This window comes from Brevibacillus sp. IT-7CA2 (assembly GCF_949767855.1).
GTDB lineage: Bacteria > Bacillota > Bacilli > Brevibacillales > Brevibacillaceae > Brevibacillus.
The window spans coordinates 124,908-146,519 of sequence record NZ_CATKQT010000055.1 but is presented as its reverse complement, the minus strand read 5'-3'; the positions used below and the strand labels follow the sequence as shown (position 1 = coordinate 146,519).

Below are 21,612 nucleotides of genomic sequence, written 5' to 3'. Positions count from 1 at the left end.
ACTTACAACCTGTTGAGCTGCCTCCTACACAGTAAACCTGCCGATTCCTTGCTGTAATTCTTCTGCCACTGCATTCAAACGCTCGACAGACTGGCCAATTTCCTGGATGGCTTGAAGCTGCTCTTCGGTTGCCTTTGCCACTGTTTGCGCGTCGAGTGAAGCATGTTTTGCAATGCTATGCATTTCATCTACAGAAGCACTCACCTGTTGGGAGCCTGCTGACATTTGTTCAGATGCTGCGGATACTTCCAAAATGTGCGCGGCAACGTTACGAGAAGATTCCAAAATATGCCCGAAGATTTCGCGAACCTCTTCGACCAGTTGAATACCTTGCTGTGCGTTTTGGTTGCCCGCGGTCATGACCTCTACCGCATGATGCGTATCCTGCTGGATTTCCCCGATCAGCATCGCAATTTTGGATGCGGATTCTTCGGATTGGTTCGCCAGTTTTTTCACCTCTCCGGCAACGACAGCAAACCCACGTCCATGCTCGCCGGCACGTGCTGCCTCAATCGAAGCGTTCAAGGCAAGCAAATTGATTTGCGAGGTCAACTGACTGATCGTATCGAGAATGCCTTCGATTTCTTTGGAACGATTGTTGAGCTGCTCGATGGCTACTGTCGCCTTCGATGTTCCCTCGCCAATGCTTCCCATCTGGCGAACTGCCTGCTCTACCACAGCAGTTCCTTGTTCTGCCTGCTCTGTTGCTATCTGGGCAGCCTCTGAAACATGTGCAGACGTCTCCGCGATTTTCACGATGCCTGCTGCCATGTCATTCATAGACAATGCAACATCCTGCGAGCTGGTGGCCTGCGCCTCTGCTCCCTCAGAAATCTGTGCAATAGACAAGCCGATTTGGTTGATGTTTTCCGTCGCTTGTTTAATGCCTTCGGATACTTCCTGACTAAACCGCTGTACTTGATCAGACGACAGAGTTACGTCTTCGATCAAATTTTTCAAGTGCGATACCGTCTGGTTAAAGTCACGTGACAGAACTGCAATCTCATCTTTTCCATCAACCGTTACGGTCTCTTTCAGGTTCCCCTGCGCCACTACATTTACTGCGTGATTCAGACGCTCAATTGGTTTCACCATGCGTACAGCCAAGAAATAAACGAGGACAACCCCAATCACCAATACGATGAGGGAAATAACCATCAATCGGGCTGACAGTTGATCGACAGGTGCATGCAGCTCCGCTACGGGTGCAGTGATGTATACGCCCCAGTTCAAACTGGTAGGAGAATAGGAAGCAAATCGCTCTGTATTCTCGTATTTATATTGGGCGATTCCATGATTCCCTTGCCTGATATCTTCAAAAGCAGTCTGAAGCTCAAGAATACCCATGTCGAGAATCGATTCCTTCAGAATGTACTCGCTATTCGGATGATAAATAAATGTTCCTGTTTTGCTTACTAAAAAGGCGTAACCAAATTGGCCAAATTTCTCTTCGGACACCTTTTTTTGGATTTCATTGATAGGAATAGTAGAACCGATATAACCGTATTGACGATTGTCCTTCATCAATGGAACGACAAGGGTCACGATGTTATTCCCTGTCCGCTTCGAAATGACTGGCTCGGAGACAACAACCTTCCCTTCCCCTTTACTAGCTTCCTTAATATGCGGACGATCCGAGATGTCGGTCACTTCTCCCATGAAATTGATCACTTTCTTACCGCTTAAGTCATGCGAAAAGAAGAACGTCTCAAACTCGGGGTTTTTCTTTTGGGCTTCTTGAATGAGTTTCAGGTCGTATTCGACATTTTGATCAGCCGACATCAACCCTCCGATCGTACTTACAATCTCAATTTTTTCTTGAAAGAAACCATCGATACGAATCGAGAGATTGCTAGCTGACAACTCAGCTTCTTTGTCCAGACTGTCTGCTAAAAGATTGGAAGCACTCCAATAGCTTGCACCGCAAACCGTACCCAAACTAATAACCAACAGCAGGCACAAAACGATAATTAGCTTATTCTTCAAACTATTTTTCATACCGAATCACTTCTCCCTTCTCTTTTTTCAACAAAAAAAAGACTGCCCACCGACAGTCCGTCATGACTACGGTATGGCAACCCGGCTGTCCTAGCTGCGAAAGTCATTTGACTTCCGACCTTAGACCCGTGGCTTTGCGTCCCTGCCTTTCAGCAGGTTTGCCTTTGTCATTCTTTGTTGTTTTTTCAATTAAAGTCCACATTTTTTCAATCTCACCTTTCATTTCCCATAACTTTCCGCCAATAAACCTCAAAATGGAAAAAAAGCTGACAACCTTTTACAGTTGTCAGCTTTTTGTCAAACTTTTTTGATTAGCTTAATCCGATCACTTGCCCATCCTCGTCTACATATAACGATTCCGCAGCTGGCTTTTTCGGGAGGCCTGGCATCGTAACCAAGCTACCGGTCAGTGCGACGATAAAACCAGCTCCTGCTGATATGCGCACTTCACTCACTTGGATCGTGAAGTCAACAGGTGCCCCCAACAGATCAGCGCGATCAGTAAAGGAGTACGGTGTTTTCGCCATGCACACAGGCAGATGGGACATGCCCATTTCTTCTACCTTTTGCATCGTTTTCAATGCAAGCGGCGAAAAGACAACCCCTGATCCACGGTATACTTCTTTCACGACTGTCTCAATCTTGTCTTTAATGCTGAGGTCTTCCTCATACAAGAATCGGAAGGACGAAGGCTGCCCTGCTGCACGAGTCACTTTTTCAGCCAACTCGACACCGCCTGCTCCTCCTTCTGCCCACACTTTGGACAGCGCCGCTTCGGCTCCGGCCGCTTGGCACAGCGCAATTACGGCATCGACCTCTGCCTGGGTATCCGTCGCAAAATGATTGATAGCCACCACTGCTGGCACACCGAACTTCTGCAGGTTTTCCAGATGGCGCTTGACGTTTTCGAAGCCTTTTTCCAGAGCAGACAAGTTCTCCACTGCGAGGTCAGGTACTTTTACCCCGCCGTTGTATTTCAACGAACGAACCGTAATGACCACGACAGCAGCCGATGGAGTCAGACCTGCTTTTCTACACTTGATGTCAAAGAACTTCTCCGCTCCCAGATCCGCACCAAAGCCCGCCTCTGTTACGACGTAATCCGCCAGCTTCAAGGCCATCTTGGTTCCGATCACGCTGCTGCACCCATGCGCGATATTGGCAAAAGGTCCACCGTGAATAATGACCGGAGTTCCCTCGATTGTCTGTACGAGATTGGGCTTGATCGCTTCCTTCAAGAGAACGCACATCGCATCGACCGCGTTGATTTCTTCTGCCCGTACTGGCTGATCATCGAAATCGTAGCCAATAATGATATGGTTCAACCGCTCGCGCAAGTCTGCTAGATTCTCACTCAAACATAAAATCGCCATGATTTCCGACGCGGTCGTAATCATGAAGCCATCCTCACGCGTCATTCCATTTCCGTCACCCAGACCAACAACGATGTTACGCAGTGCGCGGTCGTTCATGTCCATTGCCCGTTTCCAGACGATTTTCTTTGGATTGAGCCCACGCGCATTCCCATGGAAAATATGATTGTCGATCATCGCTGCCAACAAGTTATGTGCAGCTGTAATCGCATGAATGTCCCCTGTAAAATGCAGGTTAATTTCATCAGCCGGGAGAATTTGTGCTTGGCCACTTCCAGTTGCTCCTCCTTTGATCCCCATGCAAGGACCCAAGGACGGCTCGCGAAGCGCTGCCATTGTTTTCTTCCCGAGAAAATTTAATGCTTGTGACAGACCAATCGTCGTGAGCGTCTTGCCTGCTCCCGCCGGGTTTGGGTTCATCGCTGTAACAAGAATCAGTTTGCCATCAGGGCGATCCTTCACTTGCTCCCATAGCTCATCTGATAGTTTGGCCTTATACTTTCCGTATAGCTCCAAATGCTGTTCTTCGATACCTGCAATCTTGGCAATTTCAACAATAGACTTCATGCTTGCCTCCCTGCCACACCAGAATGTAATGCACCAGTTTCCAATCTTCTACATTCTGCATTTTTCCTTTTTCTCCTCTCCTCTTCGACACATTACGCAAAAGAAAAAGCCCACATTCCGACAAACGTTCAGAATGTAGGCTCTCTGTTATTTCCCGAAAATTTTTCCCGGATTCAAAATGCCGTTCGGGTCCATCACTTGTCTCATAGCTTGCATGACATCCAGTGCTTCTCCGTGTTCCTTGCGCTGGTATTTGATTTTCCCGACACCCACACCATGTTCTCCGGTGCAGGTTCCTCCCCGACTCAATGCGTATTCCACCAGATGGGCATTTACTTCCTCAGCACGCGCCACTTCTTCGGGGTCATTCAGGTCGATCATCAGGATAGCGTGATAGTTCCCATCCCCGACATGCCCTGCAATCGCTCCATCCAGCCCAGCGCGATCAATGGCTTGCCGTGCGTCCACAACTGCTCCTGCCAGCTCGGAAATCGGCAAGCAAACATCTGTCACCATCAGCTTTTTCCCAGGTGATTTGTGTAGGAAGGCATACGCCAGGTTATGACGAGCATCCCAGAGCTGCGTCCGCGCCTTCGAATCTGTTTCAAAAAGAAACTGCGTGCAGCCATGTCCATCGGCGATGTTCTGCGCAAAGTCGATATCATACGCGAGCCCTTGTTCACTGCCGTGGAACTCGATAAACAGCGTCGGTGCTTCCGGGTAGCTCGTTTCTTTGTACAGATTCACTTGTTGGATAGAACGTTCATCAACCAGCTCGATTCGCGCTACTTGAATACCCGCTCCGAGAATATCCACGACGGTATCGACGGCATCCTGCACGGAAGGGAAGCTGGCACGCGCCGCCGTTGTCGCCTCAGGGATACCGTAAACACGCAAGGTCAGCTCTGTGAATACACCAAGCGTTCCCTCCGACCCGACAAACAGCCCAGTAAGATGGTAGCCTGAGGAGGATTTGGCTGTCATGCTCCCTGTACGGATTATACGTCCGTCCGCCGTCACCACTTCCAGATCGCGCACCTGATCACGCATCACGCCATAGCGGACAGAGGTTGTTCCGCTAGCGTTTGTAGCAGCCATCCCACCCAGAGTGGCGTCCGCGCCAGGATCGACGGAGAAAAACAAACCGTGCTTTTTCAATTCTTTATTGAGCTGAGTGCGCGTCACACCGGGCTGGACTCTCACGAGGAAATCCTTCGGTCGCACCTCCAGCACTTGGTTCATCAAGGAAAAATCCATGCTAATTCCGCCCGCATAAGGAATCGCGTGGCCTTCCAGACTGGTCCCCATGCCAAACGGCGTTACCGCAATGCGCTTTTCGTTGGCCAGCTTCATGATTTGACTGACTTCCTCTGCCGTCTGCGGAAATACGACCACATCCGGAAGATGCGGGGTATGATACGACTCATCATGACTGTGGTGCTCCAGTACAGTGGGGTTGGTCGATACTCGTTCTTCCCCCAGCAATCCCACTAACGCTTGCTTGTAATCCACGTTGGTTCCCCCTCCGTTACTTGCTCAAGTTGACAAGGAATAAGCTGATTTCAGGAATGTAGGTGATGAGCATCAAGTCGACGATCATGATGACCAAAAACGGGATCACCGCTCGCTCAATCTCCGTATTCTGGAGCTTCGCAATATTTCCTGCTACCAACAAATTGATCCCAACCGGTGGAGTCAGCATACCGATAGCGGAGTTGACGACCATGATCACCCCGAATAGCACCGGATCAATGCCCAAAGAATTCGTGATCGGAAGCAGGATCGGCGTCAGGAGAATGATCGTAACCGCCGTTTCCATGAACGTCCCCAAAATGAGCAGTAAGATGTTAATAATGAGCAACGTGATGATCGTGCTGTCGGTAATCCCCAGCATGAATTGCGCAATTTCCTGCGGGATGTTTTCCCTCGTCATCAGATAACCAAATGCATTGGCGGTCGCAATAATAAGCATGATGACAGCGGTCATGCTGGCAGAGCCCGCGAATATTTCCCCCAAGTCCTTCCACTTGATCTCCCGGTAGACGAAAAGACCGACAACCAGACCGTAAATCACGGCTACCACTGCTGCTTCTGTCGGAGTAAAGATGGCTCCGTATATACCGCCAAGGATAATGATCGGCATGAGGATCGCCAAAATGGAGTCCTTGAATGCCTCCCATATCTCTTTTGGGGTATGCTTCTCTCCACCACCCCAGCCGTTTTTCTTACTGATCCAATACGAGTACAGGATCAGCGAGATCGCTACGAGAATCCCCGGCCCGATCCCCGCAATAAACAAGTCGCTAATCGAGGCACTCGCTGCTACCCCGTACAAAACCATTGGCACGCTTGGAGGAATCATGACACCGATCGTTCCGCCTGTTGCATGCAAGGCCGCAGAAAACCGGACATTATACCCTTTTTTGACCATGTGCGGGATCAAAATTCCCCCTACGGCTGCCGTTGTCGCAGCAGAAGAACCCGATATCGCTGCAAAAAAAGTACAACCCATGACCGCCACGATAGCCAATCCTCCCGGCAGGTTCCCGACAATCGTATTCGCAAAACGAATCAGCCTAGCCGAGATTCCGCCTGTTTCCATCAGCTTTCCTGCCAAGAGGAAGAACGGGATCGCCATCAGTGGGAAGGAATCTGTCCCGTTGAACATTTTCTGAATGACAACCAGAAGAGGGATGTTTCCCTCCAGCATAAACACGACAACGACAGATAACCCCAGTGCCACCCCAATCGGTACGTTCAGGATCAGGAGCACCAACAGTGTTACAAACAAAATCGTACCCACAATCTGGTCACTCCTTCCCGGTAATGTCTTTCCATGTCACATGGATCACGTTCATGATGAGTAAGGCACCGCTGATCGGAATCACCATGTATACATAGCCCATGGGAAGGAGCAGAGTGGGTGAGGTTTGTGTCATGCTTCTCGCAGATAGCACGTAGCCTTGCTGAACCATGACGAGAAAGAAAAGCAGACTACACAAAGCGGCAATAACCAGCACCACCTTGTTCATGCGAGGCGACAAGTACTTTTGAATGTATTCCGTACCGATGTGTGCTTTGATCGACATCGCGTACGCTGATCCCAGAAACGTGATCCAGATTAGCAAATACCGAGCCAATTCCTCCGTCCATGCCAAGGGCTGGTCGAGCAAAAAACGGAAAAGCACCTGCAGGAAGACAGCGATCACCATAATAGCCAGAAGGGCAATGATGAAAAAACGAAGGATGCTGTTTATTTTGGAAACAAGGTTGCCCACACACAATCTCCTTTCGCAGGAAAAAGGGGAGAAAAGCCAGAGTCGCTCGTCTCCCTTCTGCCGTTTATTTTGTATTTACAATTTGATCCACCAGCTCTTTGCCAAACTGCCCGGAAAACTTGTCATAGACAGGCTTCATCGCATCGCGGAAAGCTTGTTTATCCACGTCCTCGGTAATGACTACACCTTTTGCTTTAATATTGGAAATGGCCTCTTCTTCCATCTTGATCATCAACTCGCGCTCGTACTGACCCGCTTTTTTGGCTTCCTCGGCAAGAAGTTGCTGGACATCTACCGGGAGCTTATCCCATACAGGCTTGCTGAATAAGATCATCGCCGCTGAGTAGACATGCCCGGTCAAGGCCATTTGTGTTTGCTTGGATTCATATAGCTTGTAGGTCTGTGCGACAATCGCCGGATTTTCCTGGGCATCGACGACTCCTTGTTGCAGCGCCGTCAGCGCCTCTGTCCAAGCCATTGGGGTCGGCTTCGCTCCCAATGCTTCGAATGCAGCCAGATGAATCGGGTTTTCCTGCGTGCGTATCTTCAACCCTGCCACATCTTCCGGCTTCTTGATCACCTTCGAACCGTTCGTAATATGGCGGAAGCCGTTTTCAGCCCAAGCCAGCCCGACCAGATTGGCGTTTTCCAAATCCTTGAGGATGTCCTGCCCGACTTGTCCGTCGAGTACCTTGTACGCCTGCTCACGGCTATCAAACAAGAACGGGAGATCCAGCACGCCCAGCTTTGGATGGAAGTTCATTACGGGCGCAGTCGAGGTAATCGACATATCCGCCGTTCCAAAGGTCAGCGCCTCTGTCAATTCACGCTCCGCTCCTAGCTGGCTCAGCGGATACACTTCGATTTTCACTTTTCCATTCGAGCGCTTGTCGACATCCTCGGCCATTTTTTTCAATGCCAAATGGTATGGATGATCTTCCGTCAGTGAATGCCCTGCTTTGAATACATAGCTTTGACCGTCACTTTTCGGCGCTTCAGTCCCCCCAGCTTGTCCCGCAGGCGGAGCAGTCTGTTGACCGCCTCCTCCTCCGCACGCCGCCAGAAATAAAGACAATGACATGATGCTCGCTAGCACGAAGCTCCCCTTCTTCCGAAACATGCGATAGTACCCCCTGTTGATTCTTTTTTTAAAATAATATGAAAATTTAGTTCATTTTACTAGATGCCTCTTCCACCGTCTACATTCATGACCTCGCCCGTGACAATTTTGGATAGATCAGAAGCCAAATAGAGAGCCGCCTGCGCGATATCCTCCGGTTGAATCAACATTCCCAATGGAACACTGCTGATGAAAATATCTTTTTTCAAGGCCTCTACTTCCGCTTCATCACCATTGATAAACTTACCCAACATCGGTGTCTCTGCCGGCCCTGGATTGATGACATTGACCCGGATTTGAAAAGGAGCGAGCTCAATCGCCAGTGCCTTGCTCAACATGATAGCGGCCCCTTTGGACGCGCAGTACGCATTCAGCCCCGGACGGGCTCTGATCCCGGCAATCGAAGCGATATTGATGATGATGCCTTTCCCCTTCTCCTTCATGTGGGGAACCGCATGCCTTGTCGTCAAAAAGATCGACTTCGTGTTCACAGACATGATGCGATCCCACTGCTCCAAGGTCAGCTCCTCTATGGGGGTAAACGCTTGGGGAACACCCGCGCAGTTGACCAGGACATCGATCGAGCCGTACACTTCGAGCGTTTCCTTCACGAGTGCAGCAACGCTAGTATCGTCTGCCACATCCGTTTGCACCGCATGACCTTTTCCTTGTGGCAGCTCTTGAGCGACCACTACTGCCGCCTCCTTGTTCAAATCAGCCAGGATGACGTTGGCTCCCTCGTCCGCAAAAAGTTTCGCAATGGCCTTGCCCATTCCTGACGCGGCCCCTGTTACAATCGCCGTTTTTCCTTGCAAAAGTTGCCCGCTCATAGGTTGATCACCACCATCCGCTCTTCCGTCATCTCTTCGACTGCGTAACGCGGACCTTCCTTACCCAGTCCGCTGTTTTTGATTCCGCCGTATGGCATGACGTCATTCCGATAGGTCGATACGTCGTTGATCACCACGCCACCGTATTCCAGTACGCGTGCCGCTTTCATTGCGACGTTCAAATCACGGGTAAAAATCCCCGCCTGCAAGCCGTACTCCGAATCATTGGCTTGTGTAAAAGCATCTTCAAGATCACTGTACGGAATGATCGTGACGACGGGCGCGAACACTTCCCGGCAAACCACCTTCATCTCTGGTCTTGTATCCACCAACACAGCGGGATAGAAGAGTGCCCCTTCCCGTTTGACAGGCATAAGCGATCTGGCTCCTTGGCTAATCGCTTCCTGTACCCATTCCTCTGTACGGCTCGCCTCTTTTTCACTGATCATCGGGCCGACATCCGTGTCCGGATCTTCCGGGTTCCCTACCTTCAACTGATGGACATGCGAGATATACAAGTCACTGAACGCCTGCATAACCGATTCATGCACGTAAATGCGCTGGACAGCAATGCATGCCTGACCAGCATTGTGAAAGCTGCGGGCGGCCGTTTGACGGGCTGCCAGCTCCAAATCTGCATCGAGGTGCACGATATTGGGAGAATTGTTGCCCAGCTCCAGCGCAACGGGACGCATGCCACTTCGCTCCTTGATGCGGCGACCGACTTCTCCTGACCCGGTAAAGGTGTACATGGCGATGCGCTCTTCATCCAGCAGCCATTCCCCTACCTGACTGCCTGCCCCCGTCACGATATTTACATAGCCTTTTGGCAAGCCCGCTTCCTCCAGAATCTCCACCAACAGAAAGGTTGCGATAGGCGTGACTGTAGCTGGCTTAACCACCAGCGTATTTCCTGCGGCTAGCGCTGGCGCGATCTTGTGCGTGCTGAGCAGCAAGGGATAGTTAAACGGCGTAATAGCACCGATTACTCCCTTTGGCACCCGAATGGTAAAGCCCAGACGGTTTTCCGAGCCTTCTGTCGCTTGGAGTGGAATCATTTCCCCGTGAATTTTCTTGGCTTCCTCTGCCGACAAGCGCAGTGTATTGATCGTCCGATCCAGCTCGTTCATCGCGTCCTTGCGCGTTTTGCCCACTTCGCGAATCAAGGATCGCTCCATCTCGTCCCGGCGTTCCTCCATTAGCTCAGAGGCTTTCAGCAAGATTTTGTATCGTTGAAAAGGAGTTAATTTGTCCGCCTTAAACGTCTCCCACGCAGCTTCTACCGCTTCTGTTACATGCTGCTGACAGGTCTTGGCAATATGCGCGATGCACTCGCCCGTGTACTTGTGAAGGACGGGAATGTAGCTCTCGGTTTTCACCCATTCTCCGCCGATGTACAAATCATACGATCTCGCTTCCATGTCCTCTTCCTCCCTTATATTTATCTCGTTGTTTGATAGATGTGGCGAACGATTTCGTCTCCCAATTCTTTTGTTGTCGCCGTCCCCCCAAGATCAGGAGTGAGCACCTTGCCATCTTGCAACACGTTTTCGATAGCGTTCATGATGACAGCACTGAGCTCTGGCAGATCGAGATGATCCATCATCATGGCGAGGCTCCATACTTGTGCGATTGGATTGGCGATTCCTTTCCCCGCGATATCTGGCGCAGAGCCGTGAATGGGCTCAAACATCGATGGATACGTACATTCCGGATTGATGTTCGCGGAAGGAGCCAAACCCAAACCTCCGACGATCGCCGCCCCGAGATCGGTCAAAATGTCTCCAAACAAGTTGCTCGCGACAACGACGTCAAACGTTTCTGGTCGCGTGATGAAATACGCAGCAAGTGCGTCGATATGATACAGATTGGTCTGGATACCTGGGTATTCCTGACTGACTTCCTTGACGATCTCATCCCAAAACGGCATGGAATGGTTGATGCCGTTGGACTTCGTTGCCGCGGTTACGCTCTTTTTCGAACGTTTTTCCGCCAGTGCGTAAGCGTATTTAAGGATGCGCTCTGTGCCGTACCGGGTAAATACGTTGTTTTGCACCGCCATTTCGTACGGTGTCCCCTGGTGCATGCGCCCGCCCATATTGGAGTACTCACCCTCTGTATTCTCCCGCACCACGACGAAATCGAGATCGGCATGCCCCTTATAGCGAAGAGGGCTTTCCAGACCTTTGAGCAGCTTGACCGGGCGAAGGTTCACATACTGCTGGAATGCCCGCCGAATCGGCAAGATCAACTCCCATACAGAGACATGGTCTGGAACCTCGGGCGCACCAATTGCACCAAGCAGAATCAAATCATAGTCTTTTAAAATATGGAGTCCATTCTCCGGCATCATTTTGCCGTGCTGGAGATAGTAGCTACAATTCCAATCCATGACATCACGAGCAAACCGAATGCCGCCGTGACTCTCTTCTATGGCTCCCAACACCTTTAGGCCTTCTTCCATGACCTCGGGACCGATTCCGTCTCCTGGAATTACTGCAATGGAATAGTGAAGCAACAGTCTCCCTCCTAAAAATCTAAATTTTTCGACTTTACGCAACACTATTCACTTGCATGATTAATGCCAAGCTGCGTATCGGCACCCTGACCGGATAAAAGTCTTCTATCCGTTCCTCTCCATGCCTCACTCGTCTGGTCACATTGCAAAACAACGCAACAAAATGTTGCAACACGCATTGCAACATTTGTTCACGCCAAGCTATCCCGTTTCGTCCATTATGACTCTTCTTGATGGATCGGAGCTCCAATCTGGTATTCTTCTATTTTGCGGTATAGGGTATTTCGACCGATTTGCAGCATTTTGGCCGCCTTGCTGACATTACCGCCACTTTTTTCGAGTGCCTTTTTGATCGCTTTTCTCTCTGTTTCACGCAACGAAGGAATGGCATGATCCAAAGTCTCAGGCGAATCGGCTTCTATCAATCCCTCCAGCTGGATGTGATCGCAATCAATGGTGTCCTCCTCTGCCAAAAACACCGCTTGAATCAGCACTCCTTGCAGTTCCCGGATATTGCCCGGCCACGAATAAGCACACAGCTTATCCTTTGCCTCGGTGGTTAGTATGTACGGTTGTTCTGTGTCGATTTGCTGCAATAGATGCTCCGCCACCTGGATGATATCACTGCGCTTTTTCAATGACGGCAAATGAATGGAGACCCCTTTGAGCCGGTAGTACAGGTCAGCCCGAAAACGTCCCGCCTTGATCTCCTCTGACAGGTTTCGATGCGTAGCGGCAATGATCCGTGCATAAATAGGGCGGGATTGATTGCTCCCCACTGGGGTGACGACCTTTTCCTGCAAAACGCGCAGAAGTGCCGCTTGCGCACGTAAAGACATATCCCCGATCTCATCCAAAAAGATCGTGCCCTTTTTCGCCGCTTCAAACTTTCCGATTCTTCCTTCCCGATGTGCCCCTGTGAATGACCCACTTTCATATCCAAATAATTCACTCTCGATCAAATTTTCTGGAATCGAACTGCAGTTCACTGCGATAAAAGGCTCATGCGCGCGCGGACCTGTCTCATGGACCATTTGAGCGAACAGCTCTTTTCCCGTACCGCTTTCCCCCAAAATGATCACAGGAAAATCTACCTGCGCTGCCTTTTGTCCGAGCATCTTTGCCTGCATGAAGAGCGGGCATGAACCAGCTAGACGCGGAAACGGCTTCAGCTGTTCTTTGGGTGCCGCAGACCAAAAACGCGGCCGATGATCTTTCACATTACGGCCAGCACGCTCTTGCTCCGCACTTACTCTAGTTCCCAAGGCTTCCTTTCCGAGCTGCTGCTGCGCGGCCTCATTTAGACCCACGATACGCTCGTCCCGATCCAAACCGACGAGTGCCAGCTTTTCTCGACCATCTCCTCGGCGTGATAGAGTTGGTATGGCAATCACGCGCTCCGCATCTCCTAACAAAAAGCGGTTTTGGAGAGCCTCTGCGATCATGCAAGCAATTGTTAGGGCAAACGGATGGGAATATTCTTTACGCGTACTAATGTCAATGATGCCCAACAGCTCACCCGCAGGTGAAAATATAGGTGCCGCTGAGCATGTAAGAAAGCGATTTTCCAAGAAGTAGTGTTGCTCTCCCTGTACCTGAATCGGCTGTTGTGCGATCAGTGCTGTCCCAATCGCATTAGTTCCTTTGTAGTCTTCTGTCCAGTTCGCTCCGATTTGCAGCTGTACTTTTTGTGCCTGGTTGGCGAAGACTGGGTCCCCGATCGTTTGAATAATATTTCCTTCCCGGTCAGACAAGAGTGCGATGTGCTCTGTCGATAACAAAAAGGGAGCAAGCTTGTTAAAAAGCGGGAGACTTTCGCGAATCAGAGGGTGATTATCCTGAATGATTTCTTTGATTCGTCGGGCAGAAATGATTTGATCATTGGCCTTCTCCGTAACCTTGAGGTTCGATTCCTGACAGCGCTTCCAAGATTGCTGAACAATCGTCGACAACACGATTCCCTCCCCCAAAAATCATTCCTTCCCAGTATAACATGAGAGTCTTTGCTATAGAAAAACCAGTCGAACCACGAGCACATTTGTCCCAATACGGAACACGACATGGTCCATTATGGAACAATTTCTACCCTCATCCGCTCAAGAAAACGCTGTCATTTCGAGCTTTTTCACGTTGGTACGAGACTTGCTTTTAGAGAGGGCTGTAAAGAAATATGTGATAAATGAGGAGGCGCTCGCAATGATCTATGCTCAGCCCGGCCAAGCTGGTTCCAAGGTGACTTTCAAAAATCGTTATGAAAACTACATCGGGGGTAATTGGGTTCCGCCAGTAAAAGGTGAGTATTTCGAAAACGTATCACCTGTAACAGGCAAGGTCTTTTGCGAGGTAGCCCGTTCAACAGCCGAAGATATTGAGCTGGCACTGGACGCTGCCCATGAGGCAAAAGACGCGTGGGGTCGTACCTCTGTTGCACAGCGCGCGAATATTTTGTTAAAAATCGCGGATCGGATGGAAGCAAATCTGGAGATGCTGGCCAACGCAGAGACGTGGGAAAACGGCAAGCCCGTTCGTGAAACACTCGCGGCCGACATCCCACTGGCGATTGATCATTTCCGTTACTTCGCCGGAGCGATCCGCGCTCAAGAAAGTACACTCGGTGAAATCGATAACGATACCGTCGCTTATCATTTCCATGAGCCACTCGGTGTCGTTGGTCAAATTATTCCGTGGAACTTCCCGCTCCTCATGGCTACATGGAAGCTGGCTCCAGCCTTGGCTGCGGGCAACTGCGTCGTCCTCAAGCCTGCGGAGCAAACACCTGCATCCATCATGGTGCTGATGGAGCTGATCGGCGACCTGCTCCCTCCTGGCGTCATCAACGTCGTGAACGGCTTCGGTCTGGAAGCGGGTAAACCTCTCGCTTCAAGCAACCGCATCGCGAAAATTGCCTTTACGGGCGAAACGACGACAGGGCGTTTGATCATGCAATACGCTTCCCAAAATATCATTCCAGTGACGCTGGAGCTCGGTGGAAAATCGCCAAACATCTTCTTCCCGGATGTGGCTGCAAAAGACGATGCCTTCTTTAACAAAGCGATTGAAGGATTCGTACTGTTTGCGCTCAACCAAGGCGAGGTTTGCACATGCCCATCCCGCGCACTCATTCACGAAAGCATTTACGACCAATTCATGGAGCGTGCCCTGCAACGCGTAGCCAATATCAAGCAAGGAAATCCGCTCGATACAGATACGATGATCGGCGCACAGGCTTCCTTGGAGCAGGTAGAAAAAATCCTCTCCTACCTGGATATCGGCAAACAAGAAGGAGCCGAATGCCTGATTGGTGGCGCTCGTGCACAGCTTACAGGTGATCTCGAGGGCGGCTACTACATCCAGCCAACTGTCTTTAAAGGCCACAACAAGATGCGCGTCTTCCAGGAAGAAATCTTCGGTCCGGTCGTCTCCGTAACGACATTCAAGGATACAGATGAAGCGCTCGCCATGGCAAATGATACGCTGTACGGCTTGGGTGCTGGTGTATGGACACGCGACACGAACACAGCCTACCGCATGGGCCGCGAAATCCAGGCTGGTCGCGTATGGACCAACTGCTACCATGCTTACCCGGCTCACGCAGCGTTTGGCGGCTACAAAATGTCCGGTATCGGCCGCGAGACACACAAAATGATGCTGTCTCACTACCAACAAACGAAAAACCTGCTGGTCAGCTACAGCGATCAAGCCCTGGGCTTCTTTTGATCAATGAGCCAGCCAGAAAAAGTGCTCGCGACAGATGCTGCACTGGCATTAATTGAACGGCTTCGCGCCAAACACGGTGACCTGATGTTTCACCAGTCAGGGGGCTGCTGCGATGGCAGCTCCCCCATGTGTTACCCGCTCGGAGAATTTCTCGTGGGTGAGCAGGACGTCCTGTTGGGCGAGATCGGTGGCTGCCCGTTCTACATGGGCAAAGCGCAGTATGAGTATTGGAAGCATACGCAGCTCATCATTGACGTCGTGAATGGGCGGGGCGGAATGTTTTCGCTGGAAGGACCCGAGGGGGTACGCTTCCTCACACGTTCACGGGTATTTCCAGACATGGAACCGGAATAAAGGAAAGACCGCTCCTGCCTTTTTGCTGGCTGGAACGGTCTTTTTTTTGCTGGGATGACTATCTCGATTTTTTGCGAGAGGTACGATTTGCAGGAGCATTGCTTGCTCGATTGCCTTGTTTTGCATTCGAGCGTGCTGAGCCGCGTTGAGCAGCTACTGGCTTGCCCTTGGAATTGCTCGACTTTCGTTCGAAGCCACCTGTTGCTCGGTTACCGTCCTTTGGTTTACGCTCAAAGCCACCTGTTGTTGCTCGGTTACCATCCTTTGGTTTACGCTCAAAGCCACCTGTTGTTGCTCGGTTACCGTCCTTCGGTTTACGCTCAAAGCCACCTGTTGTTGCTCGGTTACCATCCTTTGGTTTACGCTCAAAGCCACCTGTTGTTGCTCGGTTACCGTCCTTTGGTTTGTACTCAAAGCCACCTGTTGTCGCTCGGTTACCGTCCTTTGGTTTACGCTCGAACCCGCCTGCTGTACGGTCTCTGCCTTTCGCCTTGGTCTCAAAGCGACCTTCTACGCGTTCACGTTTCCCTGAATTACGCTCAGAACTGCCACCCTTAGATTGACGTCGTCCATCTCCATCACGACGCTCCCTAGAGCCTTGCTGTCTTCCCTCAGCGGACTTTCCTTTCCCTCTGGCCTCTCTGCCCTGCTTGTCCCCGCGCCGATCTGCTTTCTCGGCTCGCTCCCTCTCAGGCTTTTGCTTTTTCTGATCGCCCGACTCTCCGCGATCCATTTCACGCCGCTCCAGAGACAGATTGATCCCTTCTTCAATCTCCCTGAGCTGCCCCCAATCCTTCGCCGCTACCAAGGTAAAAGCGGTCCCTTTTTCCTTGGCTCGCCCCGTTCTGCCGATCCGGTGTATATAGCTGTCCACATCTTCCGGAATGTCGTAATTGAAAACGTGCGTGACTCCCTCGACATCAAGCCCGCGCGCTGCCACATCCGTTGCAACCAAGTACTGAATCCTGGCCTCGCGGAATCTCTTCATGACATCCTCGCGCTTCGCCTGTGACAAATCGCCGTGCAGCTCGTCAGACATATAATCGAGACCTTGCAGTTCTGCATTTAACTTACTGGCTCTGCGCTTTGTTCGGCAAAAGATCACCGCCAGAAACGGCCGTTGTTCATCCAGCAGACTGCACAGCGTAGCTTGCTTCGCACGATCTGTGGTCTCCACTGCAACTTGGCGAATATCATCTAACGTAATTCGCTTGCCCTGCACTTTGATGTTTTCCGGATTTTGCATAAAGCGCTTCGCAAGAGATTGCACCTGTTCCGACATGGTGGCCGAAAACAGCAGGGTCTGTTTTTCAAAAGGCGTATTTGCCATAATATCTTCTACCTCAGGCAAAAAACCCATATGAAGCATTTGATCCGCCTCATCCAGGACAAACATCGAAACTTGCGATAAATCAATCGTCCCTCTTCTCAGATGATCCAGCAAACGTCCCGGTGTCGCGATGACCACATGTATTTTTCCTTTCAGCTTTCTCAGTTGCTGATTGACATCTTGTCCACCATAAACCGCGAGTACTTGGATGTCTTCCAGCTTTTCCGTCAGCTTCTTTACCTCTGCCGTAATTTGCAAGGCAAGCTCCCGCGTAGGGGTAAGAATCAACGCCTGAACATGCGCCGCTTGTGGATCCGCTTTTTCCAAGATCGGCAGGACAAATGCGAGTGTCTTCCCGGTTCCCGTCTGTGCTTGCGCGATTACATCTTTTCCTTCCAGCACAACAGGAATTGCTTTTTCCTGAATCGGTGTTGGCTCGGTAATCCCGTTTGCTTGCAGAGCACCTATTAGTTCCTTATGTATTCCCAATCTCCAAAAATCAGTCAGTTTCGCCATCTCCATTCATAAATCGATCCGTTATTATTTCGTACATACTGCCATGCCGATAAAGTATCGTACGCCATCGCGAGGTATTTTTTCAAACGTAACGCCTCTCTGATAGTACATATCCACGTCAGAATAGCGCACAAACAGCTCCGTGAACTCTTCCGGCGTCAGCTGATGAACATGGAAGGGCTCACTCGTCTGCATGCCCCGCCCTCTGCCAAATGGACTGGACAGCACCAGCGTACCACCTGGTTTCAGCATCCGATACAAGTTATCCATAAACAGCAAATCGTCTGCGACATGCTCAATCGTCTCAAAGCTCAAAATCGTATCAAACAACCCCAATTGCTCGGGAAGCGCCGGATCAAGCGCGTCACCCTGCTGATACGTAATCTTTTGGTGGTTGTATTCCCGATTGGCGTAAAATATCGTCGCCTCATCGTTGTCGACACCGATCAGTTCTGTCAGCTCTCGTTTTCGATCCTTTGCGATCATATGACATCCGTAGCCGGTACCGCAAGCGATATCCAGCACTCGACCTTTTACATAAGGTGCGGCAAAATAATATCTGGCTATATGTTCCAGTAGCATGCCGTTCGTAGGTTTTAACAGGTTGGGGATAATTCTCTCCCCTGTCCATTCCAGCAAAGCCATCACCAATTTTCTCGTATTCTTCCTCACATCTTACCTTATTTATCGGCTTGATCCTATCAGCTAGCATTTCCTGAACGTGGTTTATTAAGAAATTTGTAAGACATTTCATTACTGTTTTGTTAGAGCTGGGCGTTAAGATAGTACCATGAATGCATTCATAAGGTGGGACGAATCATGACCAAATATCAAGTCCTCGTAGTCGACGACGAGGAGGAAATCCGCGACGCAATCGAAATCTATCTCAAAAATGAATCCATGACCGTATTCAAGGCTAGCAATGGACAGGAAGCGCTGGACGTACTGGAACGCGAAGATATCCAGCTCATCCTGATGGACATCATGATGCCAAAAATGGACGGAATGACCGCCACCTTTCAAATTCGCCAGAAGAAAAACATCCCGATCATCATGCTGTCTGCCAAGTCAGAGGATACCGATAAAATTCTCGGGCTCAACATCGGTGCCGATGACTATGTGACGAAGCCTTTTAATCCCTTGGAGCTCATCGCCAGGGTCAAATCTCAGTTAAGACGTTTTACCAATCTGGGAAGCGCTCAAATGACAGAGGATGAGATTCAGGTACGCGGCTTGACCTTGAACAAAAGCACCAAAAATGTAGCAATTGACGGTAACGAGGTCAGGCTGACGGCTACCGAATACAAGATCCTGGAGCTGTTGATGGAAAACAAGGGCCGCGTTTTTTCGATTGAGGAAATTTATGAACGAGTCTGGAGAGAGCCTTATATGAACGCGGAAAACACGGTGGCTGTCCACGTGAGACGCATTCGGGAAAAAATAGAGATCAACCCGAAGGAACCTAAATATTTGAAGGTGGTATGGGGAATTGGATACAAAATCGAAAAATAAACGCTTTGCGGTGCCCGTGCTCATTGTTATGATCGTGAGTATTTCGCTTGCTCTCCTAACGATGGCCGATCTGTACCATAAACGCGAGAATCTCCAAGAGGATAATTACTTTCAAAGCCCAGGCTTCAATCGTGAATTAGAGACATTTGCTGAGCTGGTGAAAAAGGTTCATGTAGATTATGCAGACTACACTCCAGGAAAGCTGGACGAGAAGACAGCGAATGAGCTCAAGAAAGAGCATGAGGACAATCTCAAATCCATCCAGAAGGATAACGCAGAGGAATTCTCGTCACGAATACGTCAAGCCACGGAAGATGGAAATACAGACGAAGTCAACAGACTAAAAGTCGAACAAAAAAACAGGCTGCAAGAACAAACCGCTCATGAAGTAACGAGTTGGCAAGAACGAGTGAAGCAAGCTATCGCTGATAAGGATACCGCATACGAGGAACAAAAAAACAGCCTTACACTGCGGTCCGGTTCCTACAGATACTATGTCACCGATAAGAAGAACGACAGAGTTTACACCAATCTTGGTCATTACCCTTCTGACGATGAACTGAATCGACATGCTCGCTTCTGGATCAATATCCCGGACACCTCCCCCAATCCGCATGGAGCTGTCGAAAACATCAGTCGCACTTATCAACTAAACGAATTGAGCGGAATCTTTTATGTTCCATATTCCCCGGATGGATATAGTCAGGTCCACGCAGATGCGCTTTATTACGATTCCATTCGGGATCGATTGATTGCCGAGTTTGTCCTGCTCGGGGGCACTCTGCTCATCCTTGCACTCTGCTACTGGTATTTGCCAGCCAACAAAGCGTTGGAAGTACCACTTGTAGCCAAAAGCCTGGCCCTGTTCCGCCTGATTCCGCTGGATATCCGGGTGGCGCTATTGTTCGTACTTGGAATGATATATTTGGTCATGTTAGCAAGCGTGCGCTTTTTCTTCTTACCGGTTGATGGTGATCATTTCTTCACCCTTGCGTTCGTTTCGTTGTTTACCGCTTACCTGCTTCTACAATTCATGGAGGCATGGCTTATGTACAACCAACCTGAGAGATTTACGCAGCAGTGGCAGAAGAGTATCTTCTCCAGACAACGTGTTCTTCTTCAAGAAAGCTATGCCAATCGCGGCATGTTCTTTAAAGTATCCACGTTGTTCATCCTGACTGTCATGTTCGGGATGAGTATCGTTTTCGGATTCGTCGCGCTTATTGAAAGGTCTGGTGGCTTACTGATTCTCAGCTTTTTGTATGGCATGTTCTACATGGTCGTCGTTTTCCCATACACCCTACGCCGTTTGGGACTGATGAATCGCATCATGCACGGTGCCTCTGAAATGGCTGGAGGCAATCTGAACGCTACGATTCAGAAGGTACAAAGAGGAAAATTATCTGATCTCGCGCACTCTCTGAACAACATCACAAAGGGACTCAAGCACGCGATGGAAGAGCAGATGAAGAGCGAGCGCATGAAATCCGAATTGATCACTAATGTTTCTCATGATTTAAAAACACCGCTGACGTCGATTATCAACTACGTTACCCTGCTCAAGCAGGAAGATTTGACACCTGAGGAACGCAAGAGCTACGTCGATGTCTTGGATCGCAAAGCAGATCGACTGCGCGTCCTCATCGATGACCTGTTTGACGCAGCCAAAATGTCCAGCGGCGCGGTGGAACTGAATATCGAGCAAGTGAATGTAGCCTCCCTGCTCAACCAATCCATCGCTGAATTCAGTGACAAAATCGACCAATCGACGCTCACTTTCCGCGTAACGACGGAACAGCCGAAGATCGTCGCTCCTCTGGATGGCAAGAAAACATGGCGTGTATTTGAAAATCTGATCGGCAACGCCCTGAAGTATTCCATGCCGAATACGCGCGTCCTGATCCATTTGGCAGAGACACAGGATGAGGTCATCCTGACGTTCAAAAATGTCTCCGCCTATGAAATCGACTTTGATGCACAGGAACTGTTTGAACGGTTCAAACGCGCTGACCAATCCCGACATACCGAAGGCTCTGGCCTCGGCTTGGCTATCGCAAAAAGCATCGTAGAATTGCAAGGTGGCAGGCTGTCGATCGATATTGATGGCGATTACTTCAAAGTCATCGTCGTATTCCGCAAACACGCGTAAGGAAAGGATCAAAGAGAAAAGCCAGTGCCCGATCATCCGGCACTGGCTTTATTACGTGGCTTCACCCTGTTAGATGGCAAAGTTCCTTTCAAATAGGGACTCAATACTGGCAGCCACCTCTTGCTCGTCGGCACCCTCCACCTCAAACATAATTTCATCTCCGGTCTTTGCCCCCAGAGCCATTACGCTGAGGATGCTTTTGCCATTTGCCTGCTTGTCATTGTAGATCATCTTGACTGACGAGCTGTATTGATTGAGCAGGTTCACCAAGACAGAAGCAGGGCGAGCATGGAGACCTCCACTCACGGCTACTTCCAGATTCATACGGATCAATTTCACGCCTCCCTTCC

18 protein-coding genes and 1 riboswitch are annotated in these 21,612 nt (G+C 50.0%); of the genes, 4 read left to right on the top strand and 14 right to left on the bottom strand.

The genetic code is table 11. From position 1 onward, the window contains the following. Positions 1–24: 24 nt before the first annotated feature. The 11 genes from ACM6JA_RS30640 to ACM6JA_RS30590 form a co-directional block, all read right to left on the bottom strand. Positions 25–1,998, bottom strand: a complete 1,974-nt coding sequence (locus ACM6JA_RS30640; RefSeq protein ID WP_414855444.1) for a methyl-accepting chemotaxis protein — start codon at positions 1,996–1,998, stop codon at positions 25–27. 72 nt (positions 1,999–2,070) lie between these two features. After that, positions 2,071–2,171, bottom strand: a riboswitch (cyclic di-GMP riboswitch). 138 nt (positions 2,172–2,309) lie between these two features. Beyond that, a complete protein-coding gene (locus tag ACM6JA_RS30635; protein WP_414855443.1) occupies positions 2,310–3,938 on the bottom strand; it encodes a formate--tetrahydrofolate ligase in 1,629 nt (542 codons plus the stop codon). A 147-nt stretch (positions 3,939–4,085) separates the two neighbouring features. After that, a complete protein-coding gene (locus ACM6JA_RS30630; protein ID WP_414855442.1) occupies positions 4,086–5,450 on the bottom strand; it encodes an FAD-binding oxidoreductase in 1,365 nt (454 codons plus the stop codon). Positions 5,451–5,466: 16 nt separating this feature from the next. Next, the gene (locus ACM6JA_RS30625) at positions 5,467–6,741 is read right to left on the bottom strand and encodes a TRAP transporter large permease (protein WP_414855441.1); all 1,275 of its coding nucleotides are present in this window, start codon (positions 6,739–6,741) and stop codon (positions 5,467–5,469) included. Positions 6,742–6,748: 7 nt separating this feature from the next. Next, entirely contained in the window at positions 6,749–7,216 is a 468-nt protein-coding gene (locus tag ACM6JA_RS30620; protein WP_414855440.1) for a TRAP transporter small permease, read from the bottom strand. Between the two features lie 64 nt (positions 7,217–7,280). Further along, positions 7,281–8,336 (bottom strand): TRAP transporter substrate-binding protein, encoded by a 1,056-nt coding sequence (locus tag ACM6JA_RS30615; RefSeq protein ID WP_414855439.1) that lies wholly within the window; start codon positions 8,334–8,336, stop codon positions 7,281–7,283. Positions 8,337–8,395: 59 nt separating this feature from the next. Next, entirely contained in the window at positions 8,396–9,166 is a 771-nt protein-coding gene (locus ACM6JA_RS30610; RefSeq protein ID WP_414855438.1) for an SDR family oxidoreductase, read from the bottom strand. Continuing rightward, the gene (locus ACM6JA_RS30605; RefSeq protein WP_414855437.1) at positions 9,163–10,587 is read right to left on the bottom strand and encodes an aldehyde dehydrogenase family protein; all 1,425 of its coding nucleotides are present in this window, start codon (positions 10,585–10,587) and stop codon (positions 9,163–9,165) included. The genes ACM6JA_RS30610 and ACM6JA_RS30605 overlap by 4 nt, the downstream gene beginning before the upstream one ends. Positions 10,588–10,607: 20 nt before the next feature. Next, entirely contained in the window at positions 10,608–11,684 is a 1,077-nt protein-coding gene (locus ACM6JA_RS30600) for a tartrate dehydrogenase (protein WP_414855436.1), read from the bottom strand. A 34-nt stretch (positions 11,685–11,718) separates the two neighbouring features. Next, the gene (locus ACM6JA_RS30595; RefSeq protein WP_414855435.1) at positions 11,719–11,859 is read right to left on the bottom strand and encodes a hypothetical protein; all 141 of its coding nucleotides are present in this window, start codon (positions 11,857–11,859) and stop codon (positions 11,719–11,721) included. Positions 11,860–11,902: 43 nt separating this feature from the next. Further along, on the bottom strand, positions 11,903–13,636 hold the full coding sequence (locus ACM6JA_RS30590) for a sigma-54-dependent Fis family transcriptional regulator (RefSeq protein WP_414855528.1): 1,734 nt from the start codon (positions 13,634–13,636) through the stop codon (positions 11,903–11,905). Positions 13,637–13,880: 244 nt separating this feature from the next. Between ACM6JA_RS30590 and adh the strand changes: the two genes are divergently transcribed. Continuing rightward, on the top strand, positions 13,881–15,401 hold the full coding sequence (gene adh, locus ACM6JA_RS30585) for an aldehyde dehydrogenase (protein ID WP_414855434.1): 1,521 nt from the start codon (positions 13,881–13,883) through the stop codon (positions 15,399–15,401). A gap of 3 nt (positions 15,402–15,404) precedes the next feature. After that, the gene (locus tag ACM6JA_RS30580; RefSeq protein WP_017252554.1) at positions 15,405–15,755 is read left to right on the top strand and encodes a DUF779 domain-containing protein; all 351 of its coding nucleotides are present in this window, start codon (positions 15,405–15,407) and stop codon (positions 15,753–15,755) included. 58 nt (positions 15,756–15,813) lie between these two features. On the opposite strand, the gene ACM6JA_RS30575 is transcribed toward ACM6JA_RS30580, so the two are convergent. Together ACM6JA_RS30575 and ACM6JA_RS30570 are read right to left on the bottom strand one after the other, a co-directional pair. Continuing rightward, positions 15,814–17,607 (bottom strand): DEAD/DEAH box helicase, encoded by a 1,794-nt coding sequence (locus ACM6JA_RS30575; RefSeq protein ID WP_414855433.1) that lies wholly within the window; start codon positions 17,605–17,607, stop codon positions 15,814–15,816. 18 nt (positions 17,608–17,625) lie between these two features. Then, entirely contained in the window at positions 17,626–18,246 is a 621-nt protein-coding gene (locus ACM6JA_RS30570) for a class I SAM-dependent methyltransferase (RefSeq protein ID WP_414855432.1), read from the bottom strand. Positions 18,247–18,420: 174 nt separating this feature from the next. Between ACM6JA_RS30570 and ACM6JA_RS30565 the strand changes: the two genes are divergently transcribed. Next, a complete protein-coding gene (locus tag ACM6JA_RS30565; RefSeq protein WP_390306199.1) occupies positions 18,421–19,113 on the top strand; it encodes a response regulator transcription factor in 693 nt (230 codons plus the stop codon). Continuing rightward, positions 19,091–21,262, top strand: coding sequence for a histidine kinase dimerization/phospho-acceptor domain-containing protein (locus ACM6JA_RS30560; protein WP_414855431.1), 2,172 nt, complete (start codon positions 19,091–19,093; stop codon positions 21,260–21,262). Before ACM6JA_RS30565 ends, ACM6JA_RS30560 begins: the two co-directional genes overlap by 23 nt. A gap of 69 nt (positions 21,263–21,331) precedes the next feature. Here the strand turns inward: ACM6JA_RS30560 and ACM6JA_RS30555 are convergent, their stop codons facing one another. Then, positions 21,332–21,595, bottom strand: a complete 264-nt coding sequence (locus ACM6JA_RS30555) for an HPr family phosphocarrier protein (RefSeq protein ID WP_007724557.1) — start codon at positions 21,593–21,595, stop codon at positions 21,332–21,334. Positions 21,596–21,612 lie beyond the last annotated feature (17 nt).

Excerpts from the sequence above, each read along its gene's own strand:
- ACM6JA_RS30635 (WP_414855443.1), bottom strand. The coding sequence starts at position 3,938 with ATGAAGTCTATTGTTGAAATTGCCAAGATTGCAGGTATCGAAGAACAG.
- ACM6JA_RS30605 (WP_414855437.1), bottom strand. The coding sequence starts at position 10,587 with ATGGAAGCGAGATCGTATGATTTGTACATCGGCGGAGAATGGGTGAAA.
- ACM6JA_RS30615 (WP_414855439.1), bottom strand. The coding sequence starts at position 8,336 with ATGTTTCGGAAGAAGGGGAGCTTCGTGCTAGCGAGCATCATGTCATTG.
- ACM6JA_RS30580 (WP_017252554.1), top strand. The coding sequence starts at position 15,405 with ATGAGCCAGCCAGAAAAAGTGCTCGCGACAGATGCTGCACTGGCATTA.
- adh (WP_414855434.1), top strand. The coding sequence starts at position 13,881 with ATGATCTATGCTCAGCCCGGCCAAGCTGGTTCCAAGGTGACTTTCAAA.
- ACM6JA_RS30570 (WP_414855432.1), bottom strand. The coding sequence starts at position 18,246 with ATGGCTTTGCTGGAATGGACAGGGGAGAGAATTATCCCCAACCTGTTA.
- ACM6JA_RS30640 (WP_414855444.1), bottom strand. The coding sequence starts at position 1,998 with ATGAAAAATAGTTTGAAGAATAAGCTAATTATCGTTTTGTGCCTGCTG.
- ACM6JA_RS30565 (WP_390306199.1), top strand. The coding sequence starts at position 18,421 with ATGACCAAATATCAAGTCCTCGTAGTCGACGACGAGGAGGAAATCCGC.
- ACM6JA_RS30610 (WP_414855438.1), bottom strand. The coding sequence starts at position 9,166 with ATGAGCGGGCAACTTTTGCAAGGAAAAACGGCGATTGTAACAGGGGCC.
- ACM6JA_RS30575 (WP_414855433.1), bottom strand. The coding sequence starts at position 17,607 with ATGGAGATGGCGAAACTGACTGATTTTTGGAGATTGGGAATACATAAG.